This window comes from Staphylococcus caprae, assembly GCF_002902725.1.
In the GTDB taxonomy this organism is placed as follows: Bacteria; Bacillota; Bacilli; order Staphylococcales; family Staphylococcaceae; genus Staphylococcus; species Staphylococcus caprae.
Genome location: NZ_PPRT01000034.1, coordinates 65,670 through 76,758, shown reverse-complemented (window position 1 = coordinate 76,758; position 11,089 = coordinate 65,670). Strand labels below are relative to the sequence as shown.

Annotated in this window: 11 protein-coding genes; 8 read left to right on the top strand and 3 right to left on the bottom strand. The window is 34.0% G+C overall.

Annotated features, from left to right (window positions below; genetic code table 11):
- The first annotated feature begins 164 nt into the window (after positions 1 to 164).
- The gene (locus CD155_RS07790; RefSeq protein ID WP_103212988.1) at positions 165 to 776 is read left to right on the top strand and encodes a thioredoxin domain-containing protein; all 612 of its coding nucleotides are present in this window, start codon (positions 165 to 167) and stop codon (positions 774 to 776) included.
- Between the two features lie 141 nt (positions 777 to 917).
- On the opposite strand, the gene rnjA is transcribed toward CD155_RS07790, so the two are convergent.
- The 3 genes from rnjA to def form a co-directional block, all read right to left on the bottom strand.
- Positions 918 to 2,651 carry a ribonuclease J1 gene (gene rnjA / locus CD155_RS07785; RefSeq protein WP_002442141.1) on the bottom strand — a complete coding sequence of 578 codons (1,734 nt, stop codon included), beginning with the start codon at positions 2,649 to 2,651 and terminating at the stop codon, positions 918 to 920.
- Complete coding sequence (locus CD155_RS07780) at positions 2,651 to 2,869, bottom strand: DNA-dependent RNA polymerase subunit epsilon (protein ID WP_002442142.1); 219 nt, start codon at positions 2,867 to 2,869, stop codon at positions 2,651 to 2,653. Before CD155_RS07780 ends, rnjA begins: the two co-directional genes overlap by 1 nt.
- A gap of 506 nt (positions 2,870 to 3,375) precedes the next feature.
- Positions 3,376 to 3,927: a peptide deformylase gene (gene def, locus CD155_RS07775; RefSeq protein ID WP_002442143.1), complete on the bottom strand. Its 552-nt coding sequence runs from the start codon at positions 3,925 to 3,927 to the stop codon at positions 3,376 to 3,378.
- Between the two features lie 221 nt (positions 3,928 to 4,148).
- Here def and CD155_RS07770 point away from each other — a divergent pair, with 221 nt between their 5' ends.
- From CD155_RS07770 to CD155_RS07740, 7 genes are all read left to right on the top strand, one after another.
- Positions 4,149 to 4,775: a YkyA family protein gene (locus CD155_RS07770; protein WP_002442144.1), complete on the top strand. Its 627-nt coding sequence runs from the start codon at positions 4,149 to 4,151 to the stop codon at positions 4,773 to 4,775.
- Positions 4,776 to 4,945: 170 nt separating this feature from the next.
- On the top strand, positions 4,946 to 6,058 hold the full coding sequence (gene pdhA, locus CD155_RS07765; protein ID WP_002442145.1) for a pyruvate dehydrogenase (acetyl-transferring) E1 component subunit alpha: 1,113 nt from the start codon (positions 4,946 to 4,948) through the stop codon (positions 6,056 to 6,058).
- Positions 6,059 to 6,061: 3 nt separating this feature from the next.
- Positions 6,062 to 7,039: an alpha-ketoacid dehydrogenase subunit beta gene (locus CD155_RS07760; RefSeq protein WP_070872922.1), complete on the top strand. Its 978-nt coding sequence runs from the start codon at positions 6,062 to 6,064 to the stop codon at positions 7,037 to 7,039.
- A gap of 153 nt (positions 7,040 to 7,192) precedes the next feature.
- Positions 7,193 to 8,524 (top strand): dihydrolipoamide acetyltransferase family protein, encoded by a 1,332-nt coding sequence (locus CD155_RS07755; RefSeq protein WP_002442149.1) that lies wholly within the window; start codon positions 7,193 to 7,195, stop codon positions 8,522 to 8,524.
- Between the two features lie 4 nt (positions 8,525 to 8,528).
- Positions 8,529 to 9,935, top strand: coding sequence for a dihydrolipoyl dehydrogenase (gene lpdA, locus CD155_RS07750; RefSeq protein WP_002442150.1), 1,407 nt, complete (start codon positions 8,529 to 8,531; stop codon positions 9,933 to 9,935).
- 162 nt (positions 9,936 to 10,097) lie between these two features.
- Positions 10,098 to 10,373, top strand: coding sequence for a UPF0223 family protein (locus tag CD155_RS07745; RefSeq protein WP_070831853.1), 276 nt, complete (start codon positions 10,098 to 10,100; stop codon positions 10,371 to 10,373).
- 166 nt (positions 10,374 to 10,539) lie between these two features.
- Positions 10,540 to 11,079, top strand: coding sequence for a helix-turn-helix domain-containing protein (locus CD155_RS07740; protein ID WP_103212987.1), 540 nt, complete (start codon positions 10,540 to 10,542; stop codon positions 11,077 to 11,079).
- Positions 11,080 to 11,089 lie beyond the last annotated feature (10 nt).

Below are 11,089 nucleotides of genomic sequence, written 5' to 3'. Positions count from 1 at the left end.
AAATAAACTTGATTGAATAGTATTCTAATTAATAAACGTTTAATATTATATAATATTTTGTAAACACTTAAGAAAAAGAATATATCATTTAGGGAAGATAACAAAAATATATAAACATTGATGTTAGCATTATTTATGACAAATAGTATATAAGGAGAGTAGGTATGTATCAGTTTATTTTAAAATGCACATCAATGTTAGCGATTATTTTACTTTTATGTGGTTGTTCCACTTTTAAATATGGGAATACTAAGAAGCCTCAAGATCATACCAAATGCGTGACAATCTATGGTGATTACAAATGCGCATATTGTAAACAAATTGAAGCGTCTATTGTTCCTAAGCTCAAAAAAGATTACATCAACAAGGGTAAGGCTGAAGTGAAGTTCGTCAATCTTGGATTTCTAGGAAAGGATTCAATGAATGCTGGAAGGGCTACACATGCAGTTAAACTCATATCTGATGATGAATATTTAAAATTAAATCGACTTATTTTCAAAGCGCAGCCGAAGAATAGCCATCAAACGTGGATTACTAAACGTACAGTGGATAAACAAATAGATAAACTTGATTTAAATAAGTATGAAAAAAATAAAGTTAAGAAGATGTACAGAGATAAAGATAGTAAAGCATGGAAAATGGCTAACGATGATAAAAAAGCTGCTAAAAAGAAAGATGTTAAAAAAGTACCTTTAGTATATATAAATGGAGAAAAAGTTAAAAACCCCTATAAGTATAAAGAGTACAAAAAACTATTAGATAACAAGCAAACATAAGCGTTCCAACTAGGGTAAATTAAAGAAAAGACGAGATTGGAACCACAATTGATATAAAAAAGCTCTAAGACATTTTCATCAAAGAAAGCGACTTAGAGCTTATTATTTTGGGTATATATCCCGATTTATTAACTTCTACAATTACTTCGTTTCTTGTTTATTATTATTTTTACTATTTGATTGCTTATGATTACCTTTATCTTCATTAACTTTCATAATGACTGGTAAAATCATAGGTCTACGAGCAGTCTTTTCAAATAGATAAGGTTGAAGTGTTTCAATAATAGAAGACTTAATTTGGTGCCATTGAATATCTTTATTACCATTCAACTTAGAAATAACATCTGTTTTAATTTTACGTTGCGCATCATAAATTAATTGACCTGACTCACGCATGTAGACAAATCCGCGTGAAATGATATCTGGACCAGACAATAATTTATTGGTATTGAAGTCAATACTTACGACAACAATTACTAAGCCTTCTTCAGAAAGTAATTTACGATCTCGAATAACAACATTACCTATGTCGCCAATGCCGCTACCATCTACAAGAACATTTCCTGAAGGGATTCTTCCAGCTTTTCGTGCAGAATCATGTGTTAAAGCTAAGACATCTCCGATATCGAAAATAAATACATTATCTTCATCAACACCACATTCAACACCCGTTTCACCATGCGCTTTCAACATACGATACTCACCGTGAATAGGTAAGAAGTATTTAGGTTGAATTAAACGTAACATCAACTGTTGGTCGCCTTGAGAACCGTGACCTGATGTATGAATGTTTGAAATTTTACTATGAATGACATCAGCACCTGCTTTATATAAAGCATTGATAGTGCGGTTAATACTTTTCGTATTACCTGGAATAGGAGATGAACTAAATACGACTGTATCTTCAGGAATAATTTTAATTTGCTTATGTGTACCGTTGGCAATTCTTGATAAAGCTGCCATCGGTTCACCTTGAGAACCTGTACAAAGAATTAATAATTCATGTTTAGGGATATTATTAATCTTATTAGGTTCTATAAATGTTTCAGGTGGTGCTTTAATATAACCGAGTTCCATACCAATTTTGATATTATTTTCCATTGAACGACCAAAGGTAACAATTTTACGATTATATTTAATCGCAGCTTCTACAGCTTGTTGTACACGGTAAATATTAGAAGCAAATGTTGCAAAGATGATACGTCCTTTACAATTTCTGAAAATCTTATCGACGTTTTGTCCAACTTCACGTTCACTAAGTGTAAAGTCAGGTACAAGTGCATTTGTAGAATCAGAAAGTAAACATAGAACGCCTTCTTCACCAATTTTTGCCATTTTAGCGATATTCGCAGGTTCACCCACAGGAGTAAAATCGAATTTAAAGTCACCAGTGTGGACGATTTTACCTTCAGGGGTATCAACGATGACACCATATGCCTCTGGAATACTGTGTGTAGTGAGATAGAATGAAATTTCAAAGTGTTTAGATTTAATCACACTATTTTCATCTATTTCATGAAGTTCGGTAGTTCTAAGTAAATGATGTTCTTCTAACTTGTTACGTATGAGACCTAACGCTAATGGACCACCGTAAATAGGTACATTAATTTGCTTTAATAGGAAGGGCACACCGCCTATATGGTCTTCGTGGCCATGTGTAATAAACAGGCCAACAATTTTATCTTGATTCTGTTCTAAGTAAGTGTAATCTGGAATAACATAGTCTATACCTAAAAGGTTATCGTCAGGGAATTTAATACCTGCATCGATGATAACGATTTCATTCTTGTACTCGATTGCATAGGTATTCTTTCCGACTTCACCTAGACCACCAAGTGCGTATACACCTACTTCATTAGAATGTAATTGCTTCATTATTCAGCATTCTCCACATTAAAATGAGTTGAATGTTCTTTTTCATAGTCTAAATGTGCGCCCTCTAATTTTGTAATAAACTCAATATTGAAATTACGGTCTTTTAAATAACGTCTCACTTGTTCTTCTGTTTGTCCTTCAACATAAATTGTTTGTGTGTTCTCACGGACGATAACTTCGTCTTTATTATGTTGATAAAATACTTTAAATACTGCCATTTTATATATTTCCTCCTAGATTAAAATTCTACAATTTATTTACGACCCTAGTGTGAAATACTCGGGTTATTAAAGAGTTTGATCCATATTAAAATTTGTTTCTTCAATAATTTAGTGTTCTAATTTTTAATTTAGAAACATACCAGCTCAATCTAAACTTTGGTTTCTTCAACGCTCGTTTAATTTCACTGCCCAGTATGCTTTCTAGGGTAATAGTGTCGTTCATTATTTGAAATTAGTATTGAATTACTAAGATTTCAGTTAAGTTATATTTTACATGATGTATTTGAATAAATAAAGCAGTTTTATCTTATCCAGTCGACAAACTTTTCAAGGATAATCTTTTAATTTTCAAACAATCTAATTTAGACATCGTTAATATTCGTTCGTGATAAATGGTGTATATTGTCTCATGTATTGAATTTTAAAAATACATAAAAAGACACTTCGCCAAATGTAATTAAATCATTACATTTGGCGAAGTGCCGTTATTTTAAAAAATTGGATTAAACCTCTACTGCATCTTCGTGAGGTTTAAGTGGATTGTTAGCGTCAATATGGTCATAAAACATGACGCCATTTAAATGGTCAATTTCATGTTGGAATACAATCGCAGGGTACCCTTTAAGTCTTAGTTTAACTTCATTTCCGTCAATATCTTGAGCTTTGATTGTTACTCTATTGTGACGGTGTACTAAACCTGGAATGTTTTCATCAACACTTAGACAACCTTCGCCAGTAGGTAGGTAAGCTTCCTGAACACTATGGCTCATTACTTTAGGGTTTACGAGCATATAATCATATGATTTACCATTACCATCATCCGGTAAATAAACTGCAATCATACGTTTAGCAACATTTATTTGTGGTGCAGCTAAGCCTACACCTGAACGTAAACCATAACGTTTAGCGATTTCCTCATCTTGACTATTAATTAGAAACTCTCGCATTGAGCGTAATGTTTCTTTATCTTCTTCTGAAATTGGGAAACTTAATTCTTTAGCCTTTTCACGAAGTGTTGGATGACCATCTTTTATAATATCTTTCATTGTTAACATGTCATACACCTTCCTTATTAAATAATATATCAGATACTACAGTTATAAGTACATTATTAGATACTCAATATGACGTATTGATTTAATTTTAATAGTGAAAAATAAATCAAACTCATACAAGACATCACAGACACTAATCAATAGCTTTATTCCTCTGTATTGATTTATAATCAATTATTATTTAATATTACAAGCGAACAACTATGAGGAGGTAACAGTTAATGAAGTTTGGTAAAACTGTCGCAATTGTCCTAACGTCAACAGTGTTATTAGCTGGATGTACAACTGACAAAAAAGAAATAAAAAAATATGATGATCAGGTTCAAAAAGCTTTTGACCAAGAAAAAACAGTCAATTCTACTAGTAAGAAAATTAATAAATTAGAAGAAGATAAACAAAAATTATTCAAAAAAGTTAATGACAAAGATCAAAATACAAGAAAGCAAGCAGCTGAAGATATTGTAGACAATGTTAAGAAACGTCAGAATGAATTTAAAAATGAAGAGGAAGCTTTAAGCAAATCAGAAAAAGAATTTAAAAAAGCGAATCAATATATGAATCATATTGATAATTCAACTAAGAAAAAAGAAGTTACACAACTTAATGATGCTATTAAAGAAAAATACAAAGCACATGATGCATATGCAAAGGCTTACAAAAAGGCACTTAATAAAGAAAAAGAACTGTTTACTTACTTAAATCAAGATGGTGCAACACAATCTGAAGTAGATAGTAAATCTAAAGATTTATCTCGTGCTTATAAAGATATGAATAAAAAGTTCAATGCCTACTCAAAAGCGATGAGAAAGGTAACTCAAGAGAAACAAGATGTTGATCAATTGAAGTAATGAAAATATTGATACAGTTATGCGGAAAGTACTATAACAGACCGTGTAACTGTATCTTTTTGTATTGAAACAGAACTTTATGAAATCGTTTAACAGGTAAATTCATTTGTGATACAATTAGGGAGGATAAAATGAATTTCTATTTACATGGGAAAGGTATGGTGAATTGAATGGCTCCTAAGTTACAAGCCCAATTCGATGCAGTTAAAGTATTAAATGAAACTCAATCGAAATTTGAAATGGTTCAAATTTTGGATGAGGATGGTAATGTCGTAAATGAAGACTTAGTACCTGATTTAACAGATGAACAATTAGTAGAATTAATGGAAAGAATGGTATGGACACGTATCCTTGATCAACGTTCAATCTCATTAAATAGACAAGGACGTTTAGGTTTCTACGCGCCTACAGCTGGTCAAGAAGCATCTCAACTTGCTTCACAGTATGCGTTAGAAAAAGAAGATTTCATCCTACCTGGTTACCGTGATGTTCCACAAATTATTTGGCATGGTTTACCACTTACAGAAGCTTTCTTATTCTCAAGAGGACACTTCAAAGGTAACCAATTCCCTGAAGGCGTTAATGCGTTAAGCCCGCAAATTATTATCGGTGCTCAATACGTACAAACTGCTGGTGTAGCATTTGGTCTTAAGAAACGCGGTAAAAACGCTGTAGCTATTACTTACACAGGTGATGGTGGTTCATCACAAGGTGACTTCTATGAAGGAATCAACTTCGCTTCAGCATATAAAGCACCTGCAATTTTTGTAATACAAAATAATAATTATGCTATTTCTACACCTCGTAGTAAACAAACTGCTGCTACTACATTAGCTCAGAAAGCAGTTTCAGTAGGTATACCTGGTATTCAAGTAGATGGTATGGATGCTTTAGCAGTATATCAAGCGACTTTAGAAGCGCGTGAACGTGCTGTCGCAGGTGAAGGACCTACTGTCATTGAAACTTTAACTTATCGTTATGGACCACATACAATGGCTGGTGACGATCCTACTCGTTATAGAACTTCAGATGAAGATGCAGAATGGGAGAAAAAAGACCCATTAGTTCGTTTCAGAAAATATTTAGAAGCTAAAGGTTTATGGAACGAAGATAAAGAAAATGAAGTCATTGAGCGTGCTAAATCTGAAATTAAAGCAGCTATTAAAGAGGCCGACAATACAGATAAACAAACTGTTACTTCTCTAATGGATATTATGTATGAAGATATGCCTCAAAATTTATCAGAACAATATGAAATTTACAAAGAGAAGGAGTCGAAGTAAGCCATGGCACAAATGACAATGGTTCAAGCGATTAACGACGCGCTTAAAAGTGAACTTAAAAGAGACGAAGACGTATTAGTCTTTGGTGAAGACGTTGGTGTTAACGGCGGTGTATTCCGTGTTACTGAAGGATTACAAAAAGAATTTGGTGAAGATCGAGTATTCGATACGCCTTTAGCTGAATCAGGTATTGGTGGTTTAGCTTTAGGTTTAGCTGTAACAGGATATCGACCAGTTATGGAAATCCAATTCTTAGGATTCGTATTTGAAGTATTTGACGAAGTTGCTGGTCAAATCGCTCGTACACGTTTCCGTTCAGGTGGTTCTAAACCTGCACCTGTAACTGTTCGCGCACCATTTGGTGGGGGAGTACATACTCCAGAATTACACGCAGATAACTTAGAAGGTATTTTAGCTCAATCTCCTGGGTTAAAAGTTGTTATTCCATCAGGTCCATATGATGCGAAAGGCTTATTAATTTCAGCGATTCAAAGTAATGACCCTGTCGTATACTTAGAACACATGAAATTATATCGTTCATTCCGTGAAGAAGTACCTGAAGAAGAATATACAATTGATATTGGTAAAGCTAATGTCAAAAAAGAAGGTAACGATATCTCACTTATCGCATATGGCGCTATGGTACAAGAATCATTAAAAGCAGCAGAAGAACTTGAAAAAGACGGACATTCTGTTGAAGTGATTGACTTACGCACAGTTCAACCTATTGATATTGAGACTTTAGTAGCTTCAGTAGAGAAAACAGGTCGTGCGGTTGTTGTTCAAGAAGCACAACGTCAAGCTGGTGTTGGTGCTCAAGTAGCTGCTGAATTAGCAGAACGTGCAATCCTTTCATTAGAAGCACCTATTGCTCGTGTTGCTGCAGCTGATACAGTGTATCCATTTACTCAAGCTGAAAATGTATGGTTACCTAATAAAAATGACATTATCGAGCAAGCTAAAGCGACATTAGAATTCTAATTTTATTTAGTTTCTACGAATTATTTAGCTATCTATAGCATTGAGTAATGAATAAGTGTAAACTAAGTTGTAAGGGCTTCCTTAACTTGCAACTTTAGTATATAAATTTTTGAAATGATTTTGATCAAGTAAAAATCTTAGGAGGACAAGAACGTGGCATTTGAATTTAGATTACCCGATATTGGGGAAGGTATCCACGAAGGTGAAATTGTTAAGTGGTTTGTTAAAGCTGGAGATACCATCGAAGAAGATGATGTCTTAGCAGAAGTACAAAACGATAAATCCGTAGTAGAAATACCTTCACCAGTTAGCGGAACTGTAGAAGAAGTTTTAGTAGATGAAGGAACTGTTGCAGTAGTTGGTGACGTTATTGTAAAAATTGATGCTCCTGATGCTGAAGAAATGCAATTTAAAGGTAGTCATAGTGATGATTCTTCTTCTAAACAAGAAGAACAACAAGAAGAAGCACCTGCTAAAGAAGAAACAACTTCATCACAATCTCAAGAAACTTCAACATCTTCAAGTCAAGAAGCAGAAGTTGATGAGAACAAAACTGTTAAAGCTATGCCTTCTGTACGTAAATACGCACGTGAAAACGGTGTAAATATCAAAGCTGTTACGGGCTCAGGTAAAAACGGACGTATTACTAAAGAAGACGTAGATGCATACTTAAACGGAGGAAGCGCAGATTCAGCTTCTAACGAAAGTGCTGCTTCATCAGCTGCATCAACAGGTAGCGAAGAAACGAGTGCTTCAACTAGTCAATCATTACCTGAAGGTGACTTCCCAGAAACTACTGAGAAGATTCCTGCTATGCGTAAAGCAATCGCTAAAGCAATGGTTAACTCTAAACATACAGCACCTCATGTTACTTTAATGGATGAAATTGATGTGCAAGCGTTATGGGATCACCGTAAGAAATTTAAAGAAATTGCAGCTGAACAAGGTACGAAACTAACGTTCTTACCATATGTTGTAAAAGCATTAGTTTCAGCACTTAAAAAATATCCAGCACTTAACACTTCATTTAATGAAGAAGCTGGTGAAGTTGTACACAAACACTATTGGAATATCGGTATCGCAGCTGACACTGACAGAGGCTTATTAGTACCTGTAGTGAAACATGCTGACCGTAAATCAATCTTTGAAATTTCAGATGAAATCAATGAACTTGCTGTTAAAGCACGTGATGGTAAATTGACTTCTGAAGAAATGAAAGGTGCAACTTGTACAATTAGTAATATCGGTTCAGCTGGTGGACAATGGTTCACTCCAGTTATCAATCACCCAGAAGTAGCCATCTTAGGAATTGGCCGAATTGCTCAAAAACCTATTGTTAAGGATGGAGAAATTATAGCAGCTCCAGTACTTGCATTATCATTAAGCTTTGACCATAGACAAATTGATGGTGCGACTGGACAAAATGCTATGAATCACATTAAACGTTTATTAAATAATCCAGAACTATTATTAATGGAGGGGTAAAAACATGGTAGTTGGAGATTTCCCAATTGAAACAGATACTATTGTAATCGGAGCAGGTCCTGGTGGATATGTTGCAGCAATCCGCGCAGCACAATTAGGACAAAAAGTAACAATCGTTGAGAAAGGTAATTTAGGTGGCGTGTGCTTAAACGTTGGTTGTATTCCTTCTAAAGCATTACTACATGCTTCTCATCGTTTTGTTGAAGCGCAACATTCAGAAAACTTAGGGGTTATTGCTGAAAGCGTTTCTTTAAACTATGAAAAAGTCCAAGAATTCAAATCATCAGTAGTTAATAAATTAACTGGCGGTGTTGAAGGATTATTAAAAGGTAACAAAGTTGAAATCGTTAAAGGTGAAGCTTACTTTGTAGACAATAATAGTCTTCGTGTAATGGACGAAAAGAGTGCTCAAACTTACAATTTCAAACATGCAATTATTGCAACTGGTTCTAGACCAATTGAAATTCCTAACTTTGAATTCGGTGAACGCGTTATTGACTCAACTGGCGCATTAAACTTGCAAGAAGTTCCTGGTAAACTTGTTGTTGTCGGTGGCGGATATATCGGTTCTGAATTGGGTACAGCATTTGCAAACTTCGGTTCAGAAGTAACAATCCTTGAAGGTGCGAAAGACATCTTAGGCGGATTTGAAAAACAAATGACACAACCAGTTAAAAAAGGCATGAAAGAAAAAGGTATCGAAATTGTCACTGAAGCGATGGCTAAATCTGCTGAAGAAACTGAAAACGGTGTTAAAGTTACTTATGAAGCTAAAGGCGAAGAACAAACAATCGAAGCTGATTACGTATTAGTAACAGTTGGACGTCGTCCAAACACTGATGAATTAGGTTTAGAAGAATTAGGTCTTAAATTCGCTGATCGTGGCTTATTAGAAGTAGATAAACAAAGCCGTACTTCTATTGAAAATATCTTTGCAATTGGTGATATCGTACCTGGTTTACCACTTGCACATAAAGCAAGTTATGAAGCTAAAGTTGCTGCTGAAGCCATTGATGGTCAAGCAGCAGAAGTTGATTACATTGGTATGCCTGCAGTATGCTTCACTGAGCCAGAATTAGCTCAAGTAGGATACACTGAAGCACAAGCTAAAGAAGAAGGTTTATCAATCAAAGCTTCTAAATTCCCATACGCAGCTAACGGACGTGCGTTATCATTAGATGACACTAACGGTTTCGTTAAACTCATCACACTTAAAGAAGACGATACAATTATCGGTGCGCAAGTTGTTGGTACTGGTGCTTCTGATATTATCTCTGAATTAGGTTTAGCAATTGAATCAGGTATGAATGCTGAAGATATCGCATTAACTGTTCATGCTCACCCAACTTTAGGTGAAATGTCAATGGAAGCTGCTGAAAAAGCAATTGGATATCCAATCCATACTATGTAATTAAACCTTAATTAAAATAGTTAAGGATTAATCATTATATATAGCTGAGACTCGTTATTCACGGGTCTCAGTTTTTTTATGCACCTATTCAAACTAGTTGTTTTATAAAAAAAGCTCCGATACACTAAAAATACATCATTAACATTAGGAGGCTAGAATTAAATGGAATATCAATATCCTCTAGATTTAGATTGGACAAATGAAGAAATGATGAAAGTCATTCATTTTTTTAATAAAATTGAAAATTATTATGAATCCTCTGTCAAAGGTGAAGAGGTTAAGCATGCTTATAAACAATTTAAAGAAATTGTGCCAGGTAAAGCTGAAGAAAAACAAATCTTTAAAGAATTTGAAAATAAAAGTGGATACAATAGTTATAAAGTTGTTCAAGAGGTTAATAAACATCCCGAACAGCAAATATTTGGTAAAGAAGTTTGAAATACATCCTTATTGATTTAAAACATAAAATAATGACATATTCATTTATTTGAACATATCTCATAAAACTATTGCTTACAAAGCTATATTCTGTTACTTTTATAAAGCATTAAACAAAATGTTTGATATTAGTAAACTTAATATAGCTTTTTTAGGTGGTTAAATAATGGATATAGGAAGTAAATTGCGCAACTTAAGACGTATTAAAAACTTAACTCAGGAAGAACTTGCAGAACGTACCGATTTATCGAAAGGGTATATTTCACAGATTGAAAGTCAACATGCGTCTCCAAGTATGGAAACCTTTTTAAGTATATTGGAAGTATTGGGTACTTCAGCAAGTGACTTTTTTAAAGAAAGTACTAACGAGAAAGTTTTATATAAAAAAGCAGATCAAGTCACATATGATGAATATGATCGTGGATACATACTGAACTGGCTTGTTACGGATTCTAATGAATTTGAAATGGAGCCACTCATTCTTACTTTACGACCAGGCGCATCCTACAAGAATTTCAAACCATCTGATTCAGACACATTTATTTATTGTTTAGAAGGTGAAGTGTCTTTATTATTAGGTAATCAAACATATCAAGCTACCACTCAAGATGTTCTTTATTTTAAAGCTAAAGATAAACATCGCTTATTTAATGACACAAATGAAGAAGTGAAGATTTTAATAGTTGCCACAGCTTCATATTTATAGGGAGGAATGT

Coding starts and splice junctions, on each gene's coding strand:
- CD155_RS07760 (WP_070872922.1), top strand. CDS start 6,062: ATGGCACAAATGACAATGGTTCAAGCGATTAACGACGCGCTTAAAAGT.
- CD155_RS07745 (WP_070831853.1), top strand. CDS start 10,098: ATGGAATATCAATATCCTCTAGATTTAGATTGGACAAATGAAGAAATG.
- CD155_RS07770 (WP_002442144.1), top strand. CDS start 4,149: ATGAAGTTTGGTAAAACTGTCGCAATTGTCCTAACGTCAACAGTGTTA.
- CD155_RS07740 (WP_103212987.1), top strand. CDS start 10,540: ATGGATATAGGAAGTAAATTGCGCAACTTAAGACGTATTAAAAACTTA.
- def (WP_002442143.1), bottom strand. CDS start 3,927: ATGTTAACAATGAAAGATATTATAAAAGATGGTCATCCAACACTTCGT.
- CD155_RS07780 (WP_002442142.1), bottom strand. CDS start 2,869: ATGGCAGTATTTAAAGTATTTTATCAACATAATAAAGACGAAGTTATC.
- pdhA (WP_002442145.1), top strand. CDS start 4,946: ATGGCTCCTAAGTTACAAGCCCAATTCGATGCAGTTAAAGTATTAAAT.
- lpdA (WP_002442150.1), top strand. CDS start 8,529: ATGGTAGTTGGAGATTTCCCAATTGAAACAGATACTATTGTAATCGGA.
- CD155_RS07790 (WP_103212988.1), top strand. CDS start 165: ATGTATCAGTTTATTTTAAAATGCACATCAATGTTAGCGATTATTTTA.
- rnjA (WP_002442141.1), bottom strand. CDS start 2,651: ATGAAGCAATTACATTCTAATGAAGTAGGTGTATACGCACTTGGTGGT.